Annotated in this window: 19 protein-coding genes; 8 read left to right on the top strand and 11 right to left on the bottom strand. The window is 58.0% G+C overall.

All coding sequences use genetic code 11. The features are described 5' to 3' along the window. The 8 genes from J2D77_RS16325 to folE form a co-directional block, all read right to left on the bottom strand. Positions 1-580, bottom strand: a 580-nt coding sequence (locus tag J2D77_RS16325) for an amidohydrolase family protein (protein ID WP_207847532.1), incomplete at its 3' end; no start/stop codon positions are given. A gap of 107 nt (positions 581-687) precedes the next feature. Beyond that, positions 688-2,112 (bottom strand): cysteine--tRNA ligase, encoded by a 1,425-nt coding sequence (gene cysS, locus J2D77_RS16320; RefSeq protein ID WP_415554755.1) that lies wholly within the window; start codon positions 2,110-2,112, stop codon positions 688-690. Beyond that, complete coding sequence (locus J2D77_RS17645) at positions 2,109-2,387, bottom strand: DUF1176 domain-containing protein (RefSeq protein ID WP_179193819.1); 279 nt, start codon at positions 2,385-2,387, stop codon at positions 2,109-2,111. The genes cysS and J2D77_RS17645 overlap by 4 nt, the downstream gene beginning before the upstream one ends. Before the next feature lie 273 nt (positions 2,388-2,660). Continuing rightward, on the bottom strand, positions 2,661-3,221 hold the full coding sequence (locus tag J2D77_RS16310) for an LbetaH domain-containing protein (protein WP_061471955.1): 561 nt from the start codon (positions 3,219-3,221) through the stop codon (positions 2,661-2,663). A 54-nt stretch (positions 3,222-3,275) separates the two neighbouring features. Beyond that, positions 3,276-4,439 carry an S-(hydroxymethyl)glutathione dehydrogenase/class III alcohol dehydrogenase gene (locus J2D77_RS16305; protein WP_061471957.1) on the bottom strand — a complete coding sequence of 388 codons (1,164 nt, stop codon included), beginning with the start codon at positions 4,437-4,439 and terminating at the stop codon, positions 3,276-3,278. A gap of 47 nt (positions 4,440-4,486) precedes the next feature. Then, entirely contained in the window at positions 4,487-5,710 is a 1,224-nt protein-coding gene (zigA, locus tag J2D77_RS16300; protein WP_061471993.1) for a zinc metallochaperone GTPase ZigA, read from the bottom strand. 13 nt (positions 5,711-5,723) lie between these two features. After that, complete coding sequence (hisI, locus tag J2D77_RS16295) at positions 5,724-6,233, bottom strand: phosphoribosyl-AMP cyclohydrolase (protein ID WP_061471959.1); 510 nt, start codon at positions 6,231-6,233, stop codon at positions 5,724-5,726. After that, positions 6,230-6,862, bottom strand: coding sequence for a GTP cyclohydrolase I FolE (gene folE / locus J2D77_RS16290; protein ID WP_025829285.1), 633 nt, complete (start codon positions 6,860-6,862; stop codon positions 6,230-6,232). Before folE ends, hisI begins: the two co-directional genes overlap by 4 nt. 84 nt (positions 6,863-6,946) lie before the next feature. Here folE and J2D77_RS16285 point away from each other — a divergent pair, with 84 nt between their 5' ends. From J2D77_RS16285 to J2D77_RS16265, 5 genes are all read left to right on the top strand, one after another. Further along, positions 6,947-7,678, top strand: a complete 732-nt coding sequence (locus J2D77_RS16285) for a DUF1826 domain-containing protein (RefSeq protein ID WP_086654393.1) — start codon at positions 6,947-6,949, stop codon at positions 7,676-7,678. A 5-nt stretch (positions 7,679-7,683) separates the two neighbouring features. Further along, positions 7,684-8,178, top strand: coding sequence for a Fur family transcriptional regulator (locus J2D77_RS16280; protein ID WP_078527122.1), 495 nt, complete (start codon positions 7,684-7,686; stop codon positions 8,176-8,178). Between the two features lie 41 nt (positions 8,179-8,219). After that, positions 8,220-10,097 (top strand): threonine--tRNA ligase, encoded by a 1,878-nt coding sequence (gene thrS, locus J2D77_RS16275; protein WP_331000136.1) that lies wholly within the window; start codon positions 8,220-8,222, stop codon positions 10,095-10,097. Then, positions 10,094-11,833, top strand: a complete 1,740-nt coding sequence (locus J2D77_RS16270; protein ID WP_078527119.1) for an ABC transporter ATP-binding protein/permease — start codon at positions 10,094-10,096, stop codon at positions 11,831-11,833. The genes thrS and J2D77_RS16270 overlap by 4 nt, the downstream gene beginning before the upstream one ends. A gap of 142 nt (positions 11,834-11,975) precedes the next feature. Continuing rightward, positions 11,976-12,479 (top strand): flavin reductase family protein, encoded by a 504-nt coding sequence (locus J2D77_RS16265; RefSeq protein ID WP_061471969.1) that lies wholly within the window; start codon positions 11,976-11,978, stop codon positions 12,477-12,479. A 571-nt stretch (positions 12,480-13,050) separates the two neighbouring features. Here J2D77_RS16265 and J2D77_RS16260 read toward each other — a convergent pair. The 3 genes from J2D77_RS16260 to J2D77_RS16250 all read right to left on the bottom strand — a co-directional run bounded on the left by J2D77_RS16260 (position 13,051) and on the right by J2D77_RS16250 (position 16,329). After that, on the bottom strand, positions 13,051-14,796 hold the full coding sequence (locus tag J2D77_RS16260) for an oleate hydratase (protein ID WP_078527117.1): 1,746 nt from the start codon (positions 14,794-14,796) through the stop codon (positions 13,051-13,053). A gap of 124 nt (positions 14,797-14,920) precedes the next feature. Then, positions 14,921-15,568, bottom strand: coding sequence for an SOS response-associated peptidase (locus tag J2D77_RS16255; protein ID WP_061471972.1), 648 nt, complete (start codon positions 15,566-15,568; stop codon positions 14,921-14,923). Next, entirely contained in the window at positions 15,568-16,329 is a 762-nt protein-coding gene (locus J2D77_RS16250; protein WP_061471974.1) for a YoaK family protein, read from the bottom strand. Before J2D77_RS16250 ends, J2D77_RS16255 begins: the two co-directional genes overlap by 1 nt. A 285-nt stretch (positions 16,330-16,614) precedes the next feature. Between J2D77_RS16250 and J2D77_RS16245 the strand changes: the two genes are divergently transcribed. Genes J2D77_RS16245 through J2D77_RS16235 form a run of 3 tightly spaced genes read left to right on the top strand, consistent with a single transcriptional unit; the run spans position 16,615 to position 21,987 of the window. Next, entirely contained in the window at positions 16,615-17,379 is a 765-nt protein-coding gene (locus J2D77_RS16245; RefSeq protein WP_078527115.1) for an ImuA family protein, read from the top strand. Beyond that, a complete protein-coding gene (locus tag J2D77_RS16240) occupies positions 17,294-18,817 on the top strand; it encodes a Y-family DNA polymerase (RefSeq protein ID WP_167370229.1) in 1,524 nt (507 codons plus the stop codon). The genes J2D77_RS16245 and J2D77_RS16240 overlap by 86 nt, the downstream gene beginning before the upstream one ends. Continuing rightward, a complete protein-coding gene (locus J2D77_RS16235) occupies positions 18,814-21,987 on the top strand; it encodes an error-prone DNA polymerase (protein WP_179193917.1) in 3,174 nt (1,057 codons plus the stop codon). Before J2D77_RS16240 ends, J2D77_RS16235 begins: the two co-directional genes overlap by 4 nt. Positions 21,988-21,997 lie beyond the last annotated feature (10 nt).

Here is a 21,997-nt window from a genome sequence, read left to right as displayed (position 1 = left end):
CTTCATCCTCGGCATGAACCGCCACGCGGCGCACACCGGAACGAAGCACTCGCTCCAGCATGGTATCTTCAGAAATCAGAAGATTTCCCGTTGAAGATCCCATGAAAACCTTGATCCCGGCTGTTCCGGCAAGTTTTTCGAGTTCACCGCACCGGTCGGCATTATCGACTGTCGCGCCGATATAAAAAGCATGGTCGCACCACATACGGTTCCTGGCACGGGCGAGCTTGTCAGCCAGCGCTTCCGGCGTAGACGTCGTCGGCCTGGTGTTGGGCATTTCGAAAACACCCGTTACACCTCCCAGAACAGCAGCACGACTGCCGGATTCCAGATCCTCGCTCTCCGTCGCTCCCGGTTCCCGGAAATGCACCTGCGTGTCGATCACACCGGGCAGAATGGTCAGGCCCGTGCAATCCAGTTCCGCTGCCGCCTTTCCAGTTCCACCGATGGCAGCGATCATTTCCCCACGCACATATACGTCGGTCGTCACGGTCGCATCCGGCAGCACGACGGACCCACCTTTCAGAACCAGATCGAACAGGTCGCTCTCCACCGTTGATACGGGCAATCCATGAAACATCGGAGCCTGTCCTGCTGCTGGAGGTCGTTCTGCTTTTTAAGTTCCTTCACACGCGTTCCGGATGAAAGATAGGAAGTCTTCATAGTGACGATCATGCCGTGTTCTGGTTAACTCTGACAGGACGTCCGACTGCCGATCACGCGCCAACGCGTCCCCAGAGGCGTGTCTTCGAGAAAGATCCCTTGACCCCGCAGCATATCTCGCAGGCGATCAGCTTCAGCAAAATCCCGTCTGTCGCGTGCTTCGATTCGTCGCCTCAGCAGGTCCGATACGATTGCGTCTGACTCGACGGAAAATGACGTCTGCTCTTCTTTTCGCAAGAATCCCAACAGGCGGAGTCCGCCTACCAGTTCTGTGCGCAGGCGGGTTTTTACGGACGGCACTTCTGCACGCCGCAGACGGTGCGCGGTCTCGAACAGAGTGCTCAATCCGGCCGGCGTGTTGAGATCATCATCAAGCGCTCGCGCCACGCTCAGTTCGGTAGAGCCATCGACACTATCCTCCTGAGCGAGGTGGTCTGTGTCCGAAAGAAGGCGACGCAGACGCTGCAAAGTCCGCCTGCACCGATCAAGAAGCTCCTTCGACCAGTCCAGGGGCTGCCGATAATGCGCCGAGAGCAGCGCGAGTCTGATGGCTTCTCCATCCGCTTCCTTCAGAAGATCATGAACAAGCACGACATTGCCCAGGGACTTCGACATTTTTCTCCCCTCGACAGTGACAAAGCCATTATGAACCCAGAACTTGCAATACTCTGCGCCATCACGCGCCGAGACACTTTGCGCAATTTCGTTTTCATGATGGGGAAAGATAAGATCCTGCCCTCCTCCATGAAGATCAATCGGCAAACCGAGCCGGTTTTCGGTCATAGCCGAGCACTCGATATGCCACCCGGGCCTGCCGCGGCCCCAGGGGCTCTCCCACCCCGGAAGATCAGGAGTGGATGGCTTCCACAACACAAAGTCGGCAGGGTCATGCTTGAACGGTGCAATCTCCACTCGCCCCCCAGCCATCAGGTCTTTTTGTTTCCTGCCCGACAAAACGCCATATTGCTCGAAAGACGGCACATGAAAAAGCACATGCCCTTCCGCGACGTAGGCGTGCCCCCTGTCGATCAGACGACTGATGATCGAAATGATATCGGGAATGTGGTCAGTCACACGCGGTTCAAAGTCGGGGGTAAGCAGACCCAACGCCTTCATATCGGAACGATAGGCATCAATAAAACGATCCGTGAGCACCCTGATAGACTGACCCGTGCGCGCGGCTTCAGCGTTGATCTTGTCGTCGACATCTGTGAAGTTACGTGCATAGAGCACACGCGAATATTTTTGACGCAAGACGCGATACAGAAGATCAAAGACAACCGCCGAACGGGCATTGCCCAGATGAGCGTAATTATAGACGGTAGGGCCGCAAACATACAGTGTGACCCTGTTCGGATCACGAGGCTGGAACCTCTGCTTTCTTCCCGAAAGCGTATTTGTCAGAAACAGGGCATGACGACCCGGATCTGTTCCAGTTTCTTTCATCATGACGGTCGATTTCCCGGATAGAGATATAGAGTGCGATAAGGACCTTCCCGACCGTCACATTCTGTCTTGGCGTCCAGCCGCTGCATTATGAAATCCGCTCCTGAGGCCTGCCAGACAGTCCAGGTGCCACAATCCCCTAAACTGTCGTCCCGATGAAGCGACGTCAGAACACCTGACTGATCATCGTAGGTCACATTGAACAGATAGGGTGACGTGTTCCAGACCCCATGGTCCCATTGCCTGAATGTCAGAAGCTCTACAGGTGAAGAGGGCATAGCCCGGATCACTACCTGCGTTGTTTCTGACAGTCTGACCGTGCAGGGTATGATCCAAATACGGCCCTTGTTCTCTGGGAGGCTGCCCATCCGATAGGCCTGCCGTCCTGAGGGATTATGTGCATAATGCGTGCAGCCCTCCGGTATGACGTCCTGCACCATAGCGGGAAGATCGAAGCCCTTAGCATTACTGGGTGTAGAGTTTGTTACACCCAGAAGAAACACATAGAACAATAATCGCTTTTTCCGACCTTCTCGCATTCCCGCATCAGGTTACAGCTGATTAGCGATACGCCGGTAGGATCGTGCGAGACTGACATTCATTTCAGCCACGCTCTCAGAAAATGCCGTGGCATCTTTGGTGACCTGTGGGACAGTCAACAGGTCGGTATTTGAATGAATCGTCGTTGTCGACGGGATATAAAACCCTTCTGTCAGCACACAATCTTCTACGACTGCATTATGCCGGACTACGCAGCCTCGCTCTACGGTGCAATTGAAGATAACCGAGTTAAAACCGATGAAAACCTCATCACCTACAGTGCACGGCCCATGAATGATCGAACGATGCGCGATCGAGGTTCTCGACCCGATCGTGACGGCCGCGCCATCTTTCGAATGAATGACGACGCCGTCCTGAATATTTGATCCTCTGCCGATCCGTATCGGTTCGACCTCGCCGTTCTCATCGGTTTCGTCAGCACGAATGACAGCGTACGGTCCGATGAATACATCATCTTCAACAATCACGTGGCCACACAGAATAGCCGTCGGATCAACGAAAGCGCTCTCCGCCACTACGGGATAGTCGCCTCGTGGATTTGGTCTCAGCATGAGTTAGGTCCTCGATTTCCAAAGTTAGAAGCGAAAGGCGCCAAAAAGCGATGATCAGGCATCCATCAGAATTTCGCCGGGCAAGTCGTTCGACATGGTCTCACCAGGCTGGTAGTGCATGACAGACCGGATTGCCTCACCACGATGCAGCAGATCGAAGGCCTTGTTGATCTGGTTATGCGTCATGTTGTGCGTGATGTAGGGATCAACACTGAATTTTCCGGCCAGCCATTCATCCACCATTCCAGGAAGCTGCGAGCGCCCTTTCACGCCTCCAAAGGCCGTTCCGCGCCAGACACGCCCTGTAATCAACTGGAATGGCCGAGTGGAAATTTCCTCTCCGGCACCCGCGACACCGATAACGGTGCATTCTCCCCAGCCCTTGTGACAAGATTCCAGCGCAGCCCGCATGACATCGACGCGTCCGATCGCCTCGAAGGAATAATCCACTCCGCCGCCCGTCATCTCGACGATCACCTTCTGGATCGGATCGGTATGATCCGTCGGATTGACCAGATCTGTCGCCCCCAGATTTTTCGCCAGCAGGAATTTCGCGGGGTTGGTATCGACACCAATGATTCGCGAGGCACCAGCCATGACGGCCCCCTGAATAACGGCCATCCCTATCGCGCCGAGGCCAAAAACCGCTACAGTAGAGCCGGGCTCGACCTTTGCCGCATTCCGCACGGCCCCCATGCCGGTCGGCACGGCACAGCCCATGACACTTGCCTTGGCAAGAGGCGCGTCCTTGGTAATTTTCGCAACCGCGATCTCGGGCAGGACGGTGTATTCGCTGAACGTGCTGGTGCCCATATAGTGAAAAATCTGCCGCCCCTTATAGGAAAAGCGACTTGTTCCATCGGGCATTAGTCCGAGAGCCTGTGTCTCACGGATCGTCGAGCAGAGATTGGTCTTGCCCGAACGGATCATCGGACAGTTCGGATCTTCGGGAATGTAGAGCGGAATGACATGATCGCCCGGAACAACAGAAGTGACGCTTTTGCCTACATCCTCGACGATACCCACCCCCTCGTGACCGAGAATGCACGGAAAGCGTCCTTCAGGGTCATGCCCTGAAAGGGTAAACATATCGGTGTGACACAGGCTCGTGGTGACAATCCTGACCAGAACCTCACCCTCCTTCGGGCCTTCGAGATCGACCAGATCAATCTCGAGCGGCATGTTCGGTTCCCATGCAATAGCAGCACGCGTCTTCATTTTTGATGATCCCTCAAGAAAACATTAGTGGTTGACAATCGTATCTGTCAGGCTGGTTCCAGGCTTTCTGACTGACGGCGCCATATGGGGAATGGATCCGGCAGATGGGCATAACGGGCCGGATCAAAACTGTTGGTTTCGGGCACAAGGCAGGCATCGAGATCACGACGCAGTGCGGCCTCGTTCATCTCCGCAGTGCCGATGAAGACGATTTCCTGCCGACGGTCGCCATAAACAGAATCCCAGTTTCCCAACACGAAATCACGCCACTGATCGGTGTCAGGCCACTGGTTTTTCGGAATGGAAGCCCACCACAGTCCCATGGCTTCGCTGCGAACAAGTGCGCCCGCCTGGCTCATCTCCCCGACCCATTCGGGGCGTGTCGCAAGCCAGAAATGCCCTTTCGCGCGCACAACGCCAGGCCAGTTACGATCCAGAAACGCCTGAAATTTTGCTGGTTCAAACGGACGACGCGCACGATAGACGAAATTGCGAATGCCATACTCATCGGTTTCGGGCACATGGTTGGCGAAACCATAAAGTTCCTTGAACCACAAAGGATGCTGATGCGCCTTGTCATAGTCAAAGCGACCTGTATTCAGAATCCGCTCGATGGGAACCTGACCCATGTCCGTTTCAATAATATCCGCATCTGAGTTCAGGGCACGAATGATCTTCCGGGCAGCGTCTACCTGGTCGACTGTGGCGGTGGAGACCTTGTTAATGACCACGACATCTGCGAACTCAATCTGCTGGACCAGAAGATCGACCAGAGCGCGGTCGTCGTCCTCACCTGCCGTTTCTCCACGATCTTTCAGGAAATCACTTGAAGAATAATCCCGCAGCAGGTTTACGGCATCCACGACCGTCACCATCGTATCCAGCCGGGCAATATCGCTCAGACTGACACCATTCTCGTCGCGAAACTCGAACGTGGCCGCAACAGGCAGAGGTTCGGCGATCCCGGTCGATTCAATGAGAAGGTAATCAAACTTCTGCTCTTCGGCGAGACGCCGCACCTCCTGCAGCAGATCGTCACGCAGCGTGCAGCAGATGCAGCCATTGGTCATTTCGACAAGTTTTTCATCGGTCCGGGAGAGATTACTGCCACCCTCGCGCACGAGATCGGCATCAATATTGACCTCGCTCATGTCGTTGACGATGACCGCAACCTTATAGCCCTGACGGTTGTTCAGGACATGATTGAGCAACGTCGTTTTGCCCGCCCCAAGAAAGCCGGACAACACGGTAACGGGAAGTCTGTTTTCCATTTCCATTGTTCCTTCAGAGCTGTGTTGGGTTCGGAGCATCGCCATAAACGGCAATCGGATCGAAAGTCTTCTCTGCTTCACAGAAGACAAGCCTGGCCGCCGGGGCCGAAACGCCTTCATCAACCGGGAGATCAACACGCCGGTAAAAACAGCTTCGATAACCCACATGACAATTCGCTCCGACGCCAGCTGTTTTGACACGGAGCCACACGGCGTCCTGATCATCATCGATGCGTAATTCGACAACATGCTGGGTCAGACCGCTCGTCGCACCCTTGTGCCAGAGACACTGACGGCTTCGGCTCCAGTAATGCGCTTCACGGGTCTCGATGGTGCGGGCGAGAGCCTCCGCGTTCATGACCCCGACCATCACAACATCGCCGCTCTCCGCGTCGGTCGTGACGACTGTGAGAAGCCCGGCGGCATCGAAGCGGGGCGCCAGATCAGTGCTTTCTTCCACCTGCACAATGGAGAGGCGCGGCCGAAACGCTGCGGATTCATGGGCCAGGATCACACCCATCATGCGCCTCCCATGCCGGCCATGGCGAAAAACTGCCGGCGCAGCGTCTCCGAGGACTCAAACTCGCCAATCATGCGACTGGTCACCATGCTAACGCCGGGTTTGTGCACGCCGCGCGTGGTCATGCATTGATGGGCCGCATCAACCACCACTGCGACACCACGCGGTTTGAGAACGCTGTGGATCGTATCGGCGATTTGCGCCGTCAGCTTTTCCTGAATCTGCAATCTGTGCGCAAACACATCGACCAGACGTGCCAGTTTGCTGATACCGACGACCCGCCTGTCCGGCAGGTAGGCGACATGCGCCTTGCCGATCAGTGGAATGATGTGATGTTCGCAATGCGATTCCAGTCGGATATCCCGCAACACCACCAATTCATTGTAATTCTCTGTCTCTTCAAATGTCCTCTCAAGAAGGGCCACGGGGTCCTCCTCGTAGCCTTCGAAAAACTCCTCATAGGCACGGACCACCCGATCGGGTGTGCCTCTCAGTCCCTCGCGGTCCGGGTCATCCCCCGTCCACGCGAGCAGCGTCCTCACCGCCTCCTCCGCCTGAGCTCGCGTGGGCCGGGGCCGTAAAACCCGGGTGGGCGCATGCGCTGGCGGGCGCGTCTCCACGGTTGTGTCCATTCAGCCCTCACATTCAGCGTTGACTATGTTATGTTATAATATAACACTAGAGGTAACGACAGCATCCCGTCAAGCATCGGATTCATGACAGCTCCTTTCACCACACCAGCAGTTACGGAAAAGCGCCTCATGCCTTTCCCGGATGAGTCTGCAATCATGTCCCGGGATCCGCATCAACGTCGCACTGCCACGCTGTTCGTGGAAAGCTGGCCCGCCCCGGCGCCAGACAGTCCTGAGATGCCGCCTCTAGCCTATCCCGCCCCACACGTGATTGCCTGTTCCAATGCATCCGTCCTGCTGGACCTCCATCGCGGCGATATCGACATGGTCGTCTGGGGCCGCGTGGTTCCAGATGTCTGGCACAAAGCGTTGGCAGAAGCTCCTTCCTCCCAGACCGTCTTCGACATGTCCGGCACCCCCGATGAACTCGCCGACGCCCTTGCGTCCAGAGCGGTGATAAAGGCGTTCCCGCCTCTTGTTCTCAGTGATGTTGCCGAATTATTGAGCCTGTTTTCCGCGGTCACACAGGATTGTCCTCAGCGTCTCAGACTGACGACAGAATCCCTTGATGACACTGGCTTTGAAGCGGTGCCGGGAGCGCTCAGACTTGTCTGTTGCTATGGCTCGGCCAGTGCCGAGTGGTGCAGTTACCCCGATCCAAACGCGGGCATGACCAGCACGCTGGACTCTTTCTCAGTGGCGTTCATCAAGGGTTCTGACGGTCAGGATGCCGGCTGTCTGCATCGTATCTGTCACGCGGGTCACGACACTACTGCGCCCGGGATCCATCTCATCATCGATACAGTCAGAGGATGAAGAATATGGAAACATCTTCTCGTCGTTTCTGTTCTTTACCATCCCGGCAATGTGGATCTTCAGACCGCACGACGTCGGTCCGGGACGACGTCCTGACCGTTCTGACAAACGCCAGACTTCCACTTTCCGCCTACGACATACTCCGGTGCATTGACAGCCCGGACGGGCGCACGCTGGCTCCTCCAACCATTTACCGTGCACTGAGTAAACTTATGGCCGAAGGCCTCGTCGCCCGTCTGGAAAGCCGGAATGCGTTTGTGCACATCAGAGCGAAAAATCCCTCTCGTCTGGTTTTTTGTATCTGCGAGCAATGCGGTATCGCCCAATCGGTGGAAAACGAGGCCTCCTCCCGTCTGATCGACAAAAATGCCGACAGTCTTGGATTTCAGGTCAGGCGACGGATCATTGAGTTGCAGGGACTTTGCTCTGATTGCCAGTCCTGTCCTGCAACGCCCGTCCGTTCGACCACGCAATCCCTTCCTCCGCAGGCCATCAAATGAGTTCCTGCCATCTCTCCGCTCTTTTTCGTCAAGGGTCTTCAATGACATCGTCTGCGTCCCTCCACCGTCCTGCCCAAAAAGAGCCAGGCGAAGTCCTGGCCTGCCGGATCAATGGTGTTCTTCATGACCGTTCGTCCAGCATAGCCGATGACATTCGGTCCCAATCTGTGTACCGGCACGATGCAGATGCGCTACCCCTCATCCGCCATGACGCGGCGCATATTCTGGCTCAGGCGATCAGCGAACTGTTTCCGGGCACTCTGTTTGCGACCGGGCCGGCTACTGAAAGCGGCTTTTACTACGATGTCGAGCCGGAAGAGCCGATCACGGCGGACGATTTGCCCCGGATCGAAGCCCGCATGCATGAAATAGTCGCTCGTAATGAACCGATCACTCGCGAGATATGGGACCGGGAGACGGCACTTTCCTGGTGTCACGAACAGGGCCAGGACTACAAAGCCGAGATCATCAACGCACTCCCGGCTGATGCTGTTCTGACGTTCTATCGACAGGGTGATTTCGTGGACCTGTGTCGTGGGCCTCATCTCTCCAGTACCGCACAGATAGGTCATGCTTTCCGTCTTCTTGAAACAGCCGGCGCTTACTGGAAGGGTGACCAAAACCGCCCGATGCTCCAGAGGATTTACGGCACGGCCTGGCGTAACGAGCAGGAACTCGAAACCTGGGAAAAGCGACGGGAGGAGGCTATTCGACGCGATCATCGTCGGCTAGGTCGTGAGATGGATCTCTTCCATTTTCAGGAAGAAGCACCGGGAGCAGTGTTCTGGCATCCCAACGGATGGACGCTGTTCCAGACACTCCTCGCCTATTTGCGTAAGCGTCAGCGCACGGAAGGCTATGTGGAAATCAACACGCCTGACATCATGGATCTGTCTCTGTGGAAAGCCTCCGGTCACTGGGACAAATTCGGGGAGAACATGTTCACCACCGAGACCGAGGGACGCACCTACGCTCTCAAGCCCATGAACTGTCCCGGTGGCGTACAGGTCTTCCGACAAGGGTTGAAAAGCTATCGCGATCTGCCACTCCGTGTGGCCGAATTCGGTAAGGTTCATCGTTTTGAACCCTCGGGGGCACTTCATGGTCTCATGCGTGTGCGTGCCTTTACGCAGGATGACGCCCATATTTTCTGCACGCCCGAACAGATGGAAAGTGAGACGCAGACGATTTGTGATCTGGTACTCTCGATTTATCGGGATTTCGGTTTCGAGGACGTCCGTATCAAGTTTTCCGACCGTCCGGAAAAACGGGTGGGATCGGATGAAATATGGGATCGGTCAGAAGCTGCGCTGCGCCATGGTGTCGAAGCTGCCGGGCTGACATACACCCACAATCCCGGCGAAGGCGCCTTCTACGGCCCGAAACTGGAGTTCGTGCTGCGGGACGCCATCGGACGGGACTGGCAATGCGGTACAGTTCAAGTCGATCTCAACCTGCCGGGACGGCTGGACACACACTATGTCGGTGCCGATAGCCAGAAGCACACGCCTGTCATGCTGCATCGCGCCTTGTTTGGCTCACTTGAGCGCTTCATTGGCATTCTTCTGGAGCACCATGCAGGCCATCTGCCGTTCTGGCTCGCACCGGTGCAGGTCGTTGTCGCGACGATCACAGAGGAGGCAAACGACTACGCTAAAGACCTCATCAGGAATCTCGATGCACACGACATCCGGGTTCTATCGGATCTGCGTAACGAGAAAATCTCTTACAAGATTCGGGAACACAGTCTTGCGAAAATACCTGTCATGCTGGTCATCGGGAAAAAAGAGAAAGAAAACAGAACCGTCTCCATCCGGGAATATGGAAATCCGGCTCGACCAACCCTGAAGGGCGAAGAAGTCGTCAAAGTGTTGGCAACTGCCTCTCGTGATCGGCTGCTAAGGGCCTTCGTCGGATGAAGAGCTTTCGCGCTGCTTTCGACGATTTATGGTACCTCAGCCGACCCTATTTCACGTCTGAAGAAAAGAAGTCCGCGTGGGTATTACTGACTGCGGTACTGGGGCTGACCCTGCTGCTGGTTGGAGCGGACGTCCTGCAATCTTTTTCCCGCAATATTTTCTATACTGCCCTGCAACAGCGCGACGTCACATCGTTCCTCCGGGGATTGTTCTGGTTCGTCCGGACACCGTCCATGATCATTCCCGGTTTCTTCATCATCACCCTGCCATCGCTGCTGATCTCGGTCTACGCCACCTACCTCCAGCAGCTCCTGCAACTCCGCTGGCGGCGCTGGATGACACACCGCATGCTCGCCCAGTGGCTCGATCAGAACCTCGCCTTCCGCATTGCCGTGACACGGGCTCACTTAAAAGAGACCAGCGACAATCCCGATCAGCGCATACAGGAGGATATCGACGGATTTGTACGTGATACACTCTCACAGTTTCTCGATATTGTGTCGCGCACGATTACCTTCGTCAGCTATGTCGGACTTCTCTGGGCTCTCTCCGGATCCATCACCGTGCTCGGGGTTCGTATCCCCGGCTATTTCCTGTGGATAGCCCTGCTTTATTCTGCTTTTGCGTCAATTGTCACACATCTGACAGGTCGACGGCTGATCCCGTTACGCATTACCCAGCAAAAGGCGGAAGCAGATTTCCGGTATGGGCTTGTGCATGTCCGGGATCATGCGGACAGTATCGCCCTGAGCGGCGGGGGAGACCGCGAAAAGCATCTTCTGCTGGGAAAATTCTCGTCCGTATATGACAATTTTCTTGGCATTATGACCAGGACGAAATGGCTTGGCTTTCTGACAGACGGGTTGGGCACGTTGTCCGGAAATTTTGCCCTCCTCGTCGGATCAATCCGCTATTTCGCAGGAAAGATCACCTTTGGGACCCTGATGCAGTTGGTTCAGGCATTCTCACGCGTCGAGGAAGCGCTGGGCTGGATATGGTCTGCTTACCCGGCCATTACCGAATGGCGAGCCAATGTTTCCCGTCTGGCAAGCTTCCAGAGAACGATGGATTTCATCGCCGTCAGCGACCATGATTCCTTGCGTGAAAAATCAGCTTCAAATTCTGATATTGTTACAGAGAATCTGACTGTACTTCGTCCGGATGGTTCAGTTCTGCTTTCAAACGTCAACATCACGCTGCCTCAGGGGCAGGATATTGTTCTGACCGGCGCATCTGGCGTTGGTAAATCCACCTTTCTACGCGCCCTTGCCGGAATCTGGCCATTTACCAGCGGTCAGATCCACGTGCCTGAGGCACGGGTAATGTTCCTGTCGCAGCGTCCGTATCTGCCACTGGGGACACTGCGCGAGGCACTCTGTTATCCCGTTGCCCCAGAAGCAGTTCCCGATGAGCGTGTTTGTCGGATCCTTGATCTGGTAGGCCTGTCATTCCTTGCTGATGAACGCGATACGGAAGCAAGGTGGACAGAACGCCTTTCGCCCGGCGAGCAGCAGCGTCTGATGTTTGGACGCATTCTGATAAATAGGCCTGAATGGATATTCCTCGATGAAACCACGTCAAATCTTGACCAGGAGGGAGAGATCCGTCTTTACGATCTTCTGCGCGAGCATATCCCGAATCTGACGATCGTTTCCATAACGCATCGTCAGGCACTCCAGGATCAACACGCCGTACAGATTGACATTGGATGCCATTCGCCCGGGCCGCGCGTGTGACAGCAGACCTCCAGACAGGGTGAAAGCTTCCGGTATCTCTCATGGATACCAGCAAACAATGATTGGTATTACATGACGCAGGGTGCCACCCATAGTAATGTGTTATCGTCCGAATGACGAACTGTAAGCGGAGAAATACGTTATGGATGAACAGATCCGAAAAACCGTCCTGAGAATGATCCCCTATGGGCTCTACGTACTGACAGGAGGAAGTCAGGACAGCACGATAGCATCGGCGACTATCAATTGGGTAACGCAGACCAGCTTCGTTCCTCCTCTGCTTGCCCTGGGCATCAAGACCGATTCCGCCATTTACGCAGAGGCAAGCAAAAGTGGCGATCTGGTGCTGAACATTCTCGGCAGAGAGCAGGGAAATCTGGCCTTTGCGTTCTTCAAGCCCGTTCCGTATGCGGATGGCAGACTGGGAGATTACGAGGTCAGGTGGGCCGCCAATGGAGCCCCCATACTCGCATGCGTCCCGGCGGCGGTTGAACTGAAAGTGAGACAGATTGTGGAACTGGGTGATCATCACACCTTTGTTTGCGAGGTTACCGGCGTCTACCTCACAAAAGACATTGCCGGTCGCCCTGATGACGCCATCCTGCACATGAAGGATCTTGGAGAAAAAGTCTTTTACGGAGGATAGACGCCGATCTTTGTCATGAATTGATGTTTTTTCGTCCCTTTGTGATGCATCTTGATCACGGAGAGTCTGAACCAGTCTGCCACCCCGGCAACGCGCATGACAGAACGGGATAAGGTTCCGATTTTACCATGTCTCTGTATCACAGCACGTGACTCTCCAGGATGACCCAACGGTTCTCAACGGGGCTGCGGGCATCAAGGCCTGATTTCGGGCAGGCGAGCGGCGCATCACGTCGTGTCGCCTGACCCAGCGTTGTATTCCTGCCGACTGTGCCATGTCGGTTTATGAATGACGTCTGATACCAGCCGTTGTTTGCCAGAACCCGTGAAAATCAGAGTATCTACCGGTTGTCCCCGTTTGCAAAATTTGCTGTAGATCGCGGCAATGAACGACTGCCATTACGTGAACTCCGGCCTTCAACCCATCTCGAAAATATCTACGGCGCCATGTTTTGTTATTTCTGAACCAGCCAGGACTGCCGTTCAACCAGTCGCCGTAATTGACATCAGACTCGTTCTTCCTGGTTATGTCCGTTTTACCTGTGAAAGTATTCAACACTTTGACAGTAAGCTCAAACCAGCCCGTAGCGTTCCAGAAGATCGTCAATCTCGGTCCCCTGTGTCAGGTGCCGGATCAGTCCGGATGCTGGCACCTTCTCTCCGTCCCGCAGTTCCGCAGCCGCCTGTAACAGCATCCGGACATCGAAAATGCCGCCCGACACTTCCGGCACAGCCCGCCTGACGCTGCACAGGGTATAGACCGCCTCCATCGCCGTGCGGACGGAATATTCCGTGGTGAAAACCGTATCGCGTGGCGTTTCGGCGAACTGCCCGAGAAAGGCGAGATTGACGCTCCCATCCGGCACTACCTTCGGTCGGTCAGCCGGTGCACGCGGCATGAACTGCGCCGTGATGAACGGCATCATGCACGGACGCGTCGTCGCCCCTGTCGCTGCCATGTCGTCGATCTGCTCCACCGGCACGCCCATATGGAACAGCCACTCACGAGTGATTTCCTCCCCCGTGCAGCCCTGCATGGGCTTTTTCACGTAATCGCCAGGCACGTCACTGAACAGACCATAGAGCCAGACCACCATCTGGCCTTCGGGCTGCCCCTTGAAATGAGGCTGACGGCTGACCACCCAGCTCATCAGCCAGGATGAATCCGCGATCGTGACCGGGCCACCCGTGATGATTTTCCCCGAAAACGGATCACGCCCCGTAATCCGCTTTACAAGCTCCGGAATCCGCGCATCCCGGGTCGTAACCGTAGCCGACAGCCAGCGGGATTTTTTCGTATCACCACAGAAAACATCAGGATGCCCGAATGCGGCATCCTGCGCTGCGATAGTGCGCCAGAGCTGCCAGATGCTCCCCTCTCCGATGGTCGTATCAATCGGCGCGGGTGTATGATGGTCGCCCCAGCGTGAATTCTCCACCATGGAACCGTTGGTCACGAACACCAGCTCCGCCGAACCCAGGTCAACACCAGCGGTCGCGCCATTTTCCAGCCAGTCGAGACGGGTCGCAACTTTCGTTCTGCCCGACACATCAACGGCAACATTCGTCACCGTCACACCATGACGGAACACGACGCCCTGATCGGCAAGCCATGTGGCCAGTGGTCTGCTCAGGGATTCCTGCTGGTTATATCTGGTGAATTTCAGCGCATGCAGATCCTTCAGTCCGAGGATCTGATGCACGAACCGTGCGAGATAGCGCTTCATCTCAATGGCGCTGTGCCAGGTCTCGAACGCGAACATCGACCGCCAGAACAGCCAGAAGTTCGACGCCATGAAATCGCCGGACAACACATCCGCGATCGTCTTTCCCGCCAGTTCGTCCTCATCGGTCAGAATGAGGGTAATGATCTCGCGCCGCGCCTTTCCCGTGAGCGTCAGCCTGTCACGATCGGCGAGGGGCTGTCCCCGATTGCACATGGCGCGGACCGGACTTGTAGACGGATCGGCCTGATTGACCTGCCAGACTTCATCCAGCACTGATGCATCGGGAATTTCCAGAGACGGAATGGAACGATACAGATCCCACAGACACTGGAACTGCTCTTCCATCTCCCGACCGCCACGGATCAGCCAGCCGGTCTCCGCATTCCCCGCCCCATCCAGCGCACCACCATCGCTGTCCGATGCCTCAAGAATGGTGATGGCTGAAGGCGTCATGCCCGTATCTCGGATGAGGAACGCCGCCGCCGCCATGCCCGCCAGCCCGCCGCCCACGATCCACGCTGACCGTCCTTCCATACCCTGCGGGGCTGGAGGGTGAACGAAAGCCTCGTAATTGCTGTGAGCGTATCTCATGGCGCATGTCCTTTTCTGAAAAGGGCCGATGGCGGGAAACCCTTCCAGCCATACAACACCTGCTAAGCCGATCTGTCGTTGCGATGTATCAAACGCCCCGAACAGGACAGGATGATCCCCTTTCTCAGTCAGCCAGAGCCGGCGCCTGCACCCGATACAGAACTCCATCGGGCAGCGGACGCTGAAGCGCCAGAGCCTCTGCTATCGGTGCCGTCATCCAGCGCTCCAGCTCATCCGGTTGCGTCAGGATCACAGGCATGGCTTTCGGATGGATCGCGCCCACCTCCAGATTGGCGTCCGTGGTCAGAAAACCGAACAGATCATCCGTCGTCTCTCCGTCCGCCAGCTTGCGCACGGACGTCCATCGACACCAAATCCCGGCAAAGAAGACCAGCGGTTCTCCATCATTCCGCGCAAACCACACCGGTCGTGATGTCCCGTCGGGCAGACGCTCCGGTTCGGAGAACGCCGTCAATGGCACCAGACAACGATGTTGCACGCCCTCCCAGCGTTTCCACCATGTCGAGGACGGATTGCGGATGTTGGTTACACCCCGGTCGACCCTGTGTCCCTTGAGATAGCCAGGAGGTGTCGGCATGCCCCAGCGTGCCATGACCAGTTCGCGACCGTTTCCGCCGTTCCGCACGATCGGGGCCATTGTATTCGGGTATATCTCCGTCAAAGGCTGGAGATTGCCCGTCAGATCATCGAGAACCTTTGCAATCTCCCGGATCGCTTTCTGGTTCGATGTCATGGCGTAGAGATTGCACATCAGGAATGCTTCTCCCCGTAAGCCGGAACCGACGCCGGTTCCTGTTCCGCCACAGGCTCATGCGACAGTGCACCCGGCAGGGCCAGACAGGCCAGAAGCCCCGCCAGCGCCAGAAGAAAGAGAGCAGACCACCAGCCATACAGAAAGGCGCCGGCCACGCCGCCCAGCGTGAAGGACAGCACGATGGCGGCATGCAGCCCCAGACACTCGCGCGTACCGGTCCGCCGGGCTGGGTCAACCGGATGAAAAAAGCTCTCCAACCAGTCCGCCAGTTCCAGCCCCACATCGGTGAGCATTCCCGTCATATGGGTGGTGCGGACACGCGCCCCGGAAATGCGTGTGACCGTGGCGTTCTGAAGCCCCATGAGGAAACTCAACCCAAAGGCCAGCACCGGATCCCGTGGCTGGGCCGAAAACAGAAGATCCACGCCCCCCAGAAACCCGAGCAGGCAGGCTTCCAGCAGGATGCTCCGTGCGTAGATTGAGGGCAGGTTGTGGCGACGGCCCGCATTGACCAGAAGCGCCGACAGCACGGCTCCTGCGACAAAGGCCAATATCAGACCGCAGCAGGACAGGACCAGTTCCAGATGGCCTTCATGCAGGCCACTCGCCAGTGCTGAGACATTGCCGGTCATATTGGCCGAATAATAGCCCACGGCCAGAAACCCGGTGGCGTTCACGGCACCGGCGATAGCCGCCAGCGAGCAGCCCAGACGCCTGTCGATGCTGGCGTTGCGCTCCGCTCCCTCGTGAACAAGCACCTGTGCCTCCCATCGTGACTGACCGCATGAGGGAGACTCCGTGTTTGTCGGTTTCCCCGGACAACGATCTTTTTTATGGGCGGGATGGTAACAGCCCGCCCTCTTCCGACAAAGCGTCCTGTTTTCAATTTCTTAGGACGATATCTTCCCGGATTGCGAATTGCCACAGATGTGGCGCGATACGCTCCTCCGAAAGATGAATGTTGACTCCCCACGCCATTAAAGAACAAATCAGGAACATATAATCAGGAAACCCACCAGGACGAATGGATACTGAGTCGTGACATGACTGCCGAACCCCAGAAAAAATCCGGTCTGGAGACGCTGCGGGCCGCGATCAGCCGTCTCGAAGGGCATAGCGACCGACGCCGCAAGGTACTGCCCTTTGGCGTGCGCGAGATCGATGCGCGTCTGCCCGGTGGCGGGCTGGCTCTGGGCGCCCTCCATGAAGTGGCGGGAGGGGGGAATGACGCCCTGCATAGTGCCGCGGCCGGACAGTTCTGCGCCGGGATCGCGGCCCGCACGCGTGGCAAGGTGCTGTGGATCGTCACCCGCCAGGATGTGTTCGCCCCTTCCCTAAAACAGGTGGGTCTTTCCGCCCGGCGAACCATCTATGTCGAGGCACGCTCGGACGTCGATGTGCTTGCCTGTTTCGAGGAAGGACTGCGGCATGGCGGCCTTGGGGCTGTGGTCGCCGAGGTGGCGCGTCTGTCCATGACGGCCTCACGCCGCCTGCAACTGGCGGCCGAGACGTCCGGCTCTCTTGGCATCGCCATCCGGCGCTGGCGGCGACAGACGGATGCGGCGGATTTTGGTCAGCCGACTGCCAGTGTGACCCGCTGGCGGGTCTCCGTCCTGCCGTCTGTGTCGTTGCCGGTGCCCGGTGTGGGAAGACCGCGCTGGTTGCTGGAACTCATCCGTGCCCGTGCGGGCGAATGTGCCGATTTTGAAGTGGAGGCCTGTGATGGCAAGGGTCGTCTCTCTTTACCTGCCACTCTGGCCGACCGACCGGATCAGGAAACGACTTGGACCAGACGCGCCCGCGCCTGAAACGCCGCTGGCCCTTGTCGGACGGGAAGGACGACGCCGGGTTCTACTGTCTGTTGATCTGGCCGCCCGCAAGCTGGGGCTGCGCCCCGGCACGCCGGTGGCCAAGGCCCAGGCGCTCTATCCCGATCTGGTGCTGATGGACGCCGATCCCGAAGGCGACCGGCTGGGGCTGGAAAAACTCGCCCTGTGGTTCCAGCACAGGGTCGCGCCCATTGTGGCGGTCGATGCCCCGGACGGGCTGGTACTGGACACGACCGGGGCGGATCACCTGCATGGTGGCGAACTTCCCATGCTCAAGGACATGGTTCACCGCATGGCGGGAGCCGGTTTCCGGGCAACGGCCGTGGTGGCGGACACCTGGGGCGCTGCGCACGCCATCGCCCGCTATGGTAGGGTGCCGATTGCCGTTGTGCCGCCGGGTAACACCGCTTCTGTATTGGCCGATCTTCCGGTTGAAGCGCTGCGCCTGCCGGACCCGATCATCGACGGACTGGCCACGCTGGGCGTATCCCGCATCGGACCACTTGCCGCCATGCCCCGCGCCCCTCTGGCGCTGCGGTTCGGGCCGGATGTAGCTCGCAGGCTGGATCAGGCTTTCGGGCGTATTGGTGAAGCCATCGTGCCAGTCCGCCCGGTCGATCCGGTCGAGGTCAGCCGGAATTTCGCCGAGCCCATCGGCGCGGCGGAGACCATTGCCCGTTATATCGGCAGGCTGGTGCCGCTGCTCTGCCAGGGGCTGGACGAGCGTGGACAGGGCGTGCGGCGTCTCGACCTGCTGCTGCATCGCGTGGACAGCCGCACCGAGGCGATCCGCGTGGCGACGGCCATGCCGGTGCGGGACGTCAAACGCCTGACCCGACTGCTGTGCGAGAAGATCGAAACCATCGATCCAGGGTTCGGCATTGAGCGCATGGTGCTGATTGCCTCGCTGGCCGAACCGATGGACCGGCGTCAGACCGTGTCCTCCCTGATCGCCGAGGAAGAAGCCGATGTGTCCGACCTGATCGACACGCTGGCCAACCGTGTCGGCATGCAGGCGCTCTATCGCTTTGCCCCGGTGGAAAGCGACCTGCCCGAACGCTCCTTCTGCCGTGTGCCTGCGCTGGCGCCCGAGGAGACGAAGGACTGGCCGGAGCACTGGCCACGGCCCACACGCCTGCTGGCGCGACCCGAGCCGGTGCAGGCCATGGCGGAACTGCCGGACCAGCCGCCGCTGTTCTTCATCTGGCGCGGCGTGCGGCGGAAGGTGAAATGCGCCGACGGGCCGGAGCGTGTTTTTGGCGAATGGTGGAAGAATGACGCGGAACTGACCATCGCCCGCGATTACTTCCGGATAGAGGATACCAGCGGCGAGCGTTTCTGGCTCTACCGGGCGGGTGATGGCGAGCATGGCGAGACCGGCTCGCAGGGCTGGTTCCTGCATGGGATCTTCGGGTGAGCATCTCGGTACCACGCTACGCCGAACTGCAGGTCACGACCTATTTCTCGTTCCTGCGTGGAGCCTCCTCGCCGATCGAACTGTTCGAACAGGCCAGGGCGCTGGGTATCGAAGCGCTCGGGATCTGCGACCGGAATTCCCTGGCAGGAATGGTGCAGGCGCATGGAGCGGCAAAGCAGGTCGGGCTCCGGCTTGTCGTGGGCTGTCGCCTCGACCTGGCCGATTTCCCGCCGGTATTGGTCTACCCTACGGACCGGGCCGCCTATGGTAGGCTGTGTCGTCTGCTCACCGTTGGCAAGGCACGGGCCGGAAAGGGAAAGTGTCATCTTCTCTGGGATGACTTGATCGCCTGGGGCGAAGGCCAGACCGTCGTCATGATCCCGGACACGGCAGACGATGCCTGCGCCCTGCACCTGCGCAAGCTAAAAAACGCCTTTGCTGACCGCGCCTATATGGCGCTGACACTGCTGCGCCGCCCCAATGACCAGATGCGGTTGTATGAGCTGGCGAACCTTGCCCATCAGGCCCGTGTCCCAACCGTTGTAACCAACGACGCACTGTTCCACACCCATGACCGTCGCATCCTGCAGGATGTCGTCACCTGCATCCGCCACAACACCACCATCGACGAGGCGGGGTTTGTCCGCGAACGTCATGCCGATCGCTATCTCAAACCGCCACAGGAAATGGCCCGGCTGTTCAGCCGTTACACGGAAGCGGTGGCTCGCACCATGGACATCGTGGAGCGCTGCCGCTTCTCGCTCGATGATCTGGCCTACCAGTATCCTGATGAAGTCTCCGTACCTGGCCAGACACCCCAGCAGGCGCTGGAGGCGCTGACTTGGGAGGGCGCCCGTTCCGTCTATCCGGATGGCGTACCGGATGACGTGGCGGAAACGCTCCGCCATGAACTCGGACTGATCGGGCGGATGAACTACGCACCGTATTTCCTGACCGTGAACAGCATCGTCCGCTATGCCCGCTCCCAGGACATTCTCTGCCAAGGCCGTGGCTCGGCTGCCAATTCTGCCGTTTGCTACGTGCTCGGCATTACTGCCATCGATCCGGCCCGCAACTCGTTGCTGTTCGAACGCTTCGTCTCCGAGGAGCGGGGCGAGCCACCGGATATCGACGTGGATTTCGAGCATGCGCGACGTGAACAGGTCATCCAGTGGGTCTATGAGCATTACGGGCGTGACCGGGCGGCACTGACGGCGGTGGTGATCCGTTATCGCGCCAAGGGAGCACTCCGGGACGTTGGCAAGGTGATGGGCCTCCCCGAAGACCTGATCCGCACGCTGTCAGGTCAGATCTGGGGCTGGGGGCGCAAACTGGATGATGAGGCCCTGAATGAGACGGGTATTGACCTGTCCGACCGGCGCATTCGCCTGACACTCGACTTGGCACGTTGCCTGATCGGCGTGCCACGCCACCTGTCACAGCATCCCGGCGGCTTCGTGCTGACGCATGACCGGCTGGATGAACTGGTGCCGATTGAGCCCGCCTCTATGGAGCAGCGTCAGATCATCGAATGGGACAAGGATGATATCGACGTTCTGAAATTCATGAAGGTCGATATCCTGGCGCTCGGCATGCTGACCTGCATGAAAAAGGGGCTGGATCTGCTGGCGGAACACAAGGGCCAGCACTTCACGCTCCAGAGCATTCCGGCCGAAGATCCGCGCACCTACGCCATGATCCGCAAGGCTGACACCATCGGCGTGTTCCAGATTGAATCCCGCGCCCAGATGTCCATGCTGCCACGGCTCAAACCGCGTGTGTTCTATGATCTCGTCATTGAGGTCGCGATCGTGCGTCCAGGCCCCATTCAGGGGGATATGGTGCATCCCTATCTGCGTCGCCGTGAGGGGATCGAGCCGGAAAACTATCCTACCCCGGAACTGGAAAAGGTTCTGAAAAAGACACTCGGGATCCCGTTGTTTCAGGAACAGGCGATGCAGGTCGCCATGATCTGTGCGGGGTTTACAGCCGCAGAGGCCGATCAGTTGCGTCGGGCCATGGCGACGTTCAAAAATACCGGCACGGTCTCGCAGTTTCAGACACGCCTGATCAATGGCATGCGCGCCAATGGGTATGATGAGGAATTCGCCGAGCGGATCTACCAGCAATTGGAAGGCTTCGGTTCCTACGGTTTTCCCGAGAGCCATGCGGCGAGTTTCGCCATTCTGGCCTATTCATCCTCATGGATGAAATGCACCCATCCAGATGTGTTTCTGGCCTCCCTCCTGAATTCCCAGCCGATGGGATTCTATGCGCCGGCACAACTGGTCCGTGATGCGCGGGAACATGGCGTGGAAATCCGGCCCGTTTGCGTCAATGCCTCGCGCTGGGACAGCACGCTGGAAGGCCCGGAAAGCTCCAATGGCCGATTTGCCGTGCGGCTTGGCATGAGTCTGGTGAAGGGACTAGCCAACGACGATGCAGCCCGGATTGTTGCCGCGCGAGCCTCACGCCCGTTTACCTCGATCGATGATCTGTGGCGTCGGGCTGGCGTGAAGTCGGCAGCCCTGACCCATCTCGCGGAAGCCGACGCTTTCCGGCCCTCGCTCGGGCTGGCACGGCGCGAGGCGCTGTGGGGGATCAAGGCGCTACGGGACGAACCGCTGCCTCTGTTTGCCGCAGCGCGGGTGACACGGGAAGCTGAAGAACCGGATGTGCTGCTGCAACCCATGCGCGACGGGGCCGAGGTGGTGCGGGATTACAACCGGCTTGGCCTTACCCTGCGGGATCATCCGCTGACCTTTCTACGCGAGGATCTCCGGGCAAGGGACATCATGTCCTGTCGGCAGGCATTGGCGACAAAGGATGGGAAGCGTCTCACCGTGGCGGGGCTGGTTCTGGTCCGGCAGCGACCCGGATCGGCAGAAGGCGTGGTGTTCATGACGCTGGAGGACGAGACGGCAAATATGAACGTCATCATCTGGCCGGATATGTTCGATGCGAACCGGCGTGTCGTGCTTGGCGGACAGATGCTGGCGGTGACAGGCATGCTCCAGAAGGAAGGCGACGTTGTGCATCTGGTGGCAAAAGAGATCACCGACCTTTCCGGGCTGCTCGCGGACGTCGGTAATCGCTCCTCTACGGAGAGCCCCCATGCCAGCGCTTCCGCCGACGAGCGTATCGTCGTCAGATCGCGCAATTTCCACTGATCAATAAGGG

The sequence above is a fragment of the Acetobacter garciniae genome (assembly GCF_017377735.1).
In the GTDB taxonomy this organism is placed as follows: domain Bacteria; phylum Pseudomonadota; class Alphaproteobacteria; order Acetobacterales; family Acetobacteraceae; genus Acetobacter; species Acetobacter garciniae.
The sequence above is the reverse complement of the archived record's forward strand: the minus strand, read 5'-3'. Positions and strand labels throughout refer to the sequence as shown.

Excerpts from the sequence above, each read along its gene's own strand:
- J2D77_RS16285 (WP_086654393.1), top strand. The coding sequence starts at position 6,947 with ATGACAGCTCCTTTCACCACACCAGCAGTTACGGAAAAGCGCCTCATG.
- J2D77_RS17645 (WP_179193819.1), bottom strand. The coding sequence starts at position 2,387 with ATGCCCTCTTCACCTGTAGAGCTTCTGACATTCAGGCAATGGGACCAT.
- J2D77_RS16305 (WP_061471957.1), bottom strand. The coding sequence starts at position 4,439 with ATGAAGACGCGTGCTGCTATTGCATGGGAACCGAACATGCCGCTCGAG.
- cysS (WP_415554755.1), bottom strand. The coding sequence starts at position 2,112 with ATGATGAAAGAAACTGGAACAGATCCGGGTCGTCATGCCCTGTTTCTG.
- J2D77_RS16245 (WP_078527115.1), top strand. The coding sequence starts at position 16,615 with ATGACTGCCGAACCCCAGAAAAAATCCGGTCTGGAGACGCTGCGGGCC.
- J2D77_RS16310 (WP_061471955.1), bottom strand. The coding sequence starts at position 3,221 with ATGCTGAGACCAAATCCACGAGGCGACTATCCCGTAGTGGCGGAGAGC.
- thrS (WP_331000136.1), top strand. The coding sequence starts at position 8,220 with ATGACATCGTCTGCGTCCCTCCACCGTCCTGCCCAAAAAGAGCCAGGC.
- J2D77_RS16240 (WP_167370229.1), top strand. The coding sequence starts at position 17,294 with ATGGCAAGGGTCGTCTCTCTTTACCTGCCACTCTGGCCGACCGACCGG.
- zigA (WP_061471993.1), bottom strand. The coding sequence starts at position 5,710 with ATGGAAAACAGACTTCCCGTTACCGTGTTGTCCGGCTTTCTTGGGGCG.
- J2D77_RS16260 (WP_078527117.1), bottom strand. The coding sequence starts at position 14,796 with ATGAGATACGCTCACAGCAATTACGAGGCTTTCGTTCACCCTCCAGCC.
- J2D77_RS16270 (WP_078527119.1), top strand. The coding sequence starts at position 10,094 with ATGAAGAGCTTTCGCGCTGCTTTCGACGATTTATGGTACCTCAGCCGA.
- J2D77_RS16280 (WP_078527122.1), top strand. The coding sequence starts at position 7,684 with ATGGAAACATCTTCTCGTCGTTTCTGTTCTTTACCATCCCGGCAATGT.
- hisI (WP_061471959.1), bottom strand. The coding sequence starts at position 6,233 with ATGATGGGTGTGATCCTGGCCCATGAATCCGCAGCGTTTCGGCCGCGC.
- J2D77_RS16265 (WP_061471969.1), top strand. The coding sequence starts at position 11,976 with ATGGATGAACAGATCCGAAAAACCGTCCTGAGAATGATCCCCTATGGG.
- folE (WP_025829285.1), bottom strand. The coding sequence starts at position 6,862 with ATGGACACAACCGTGGAGACGCGCCCGCCAGCGCATGCGCCCACCCGG.
- J2D77_RS16255 (WP_061471972.1), bottom strand. The coding sequence starts at position 15,568 with ATGTGCAATCTCTACGCCATGACATCGAACCAGAAAGCGATCCGGGAG.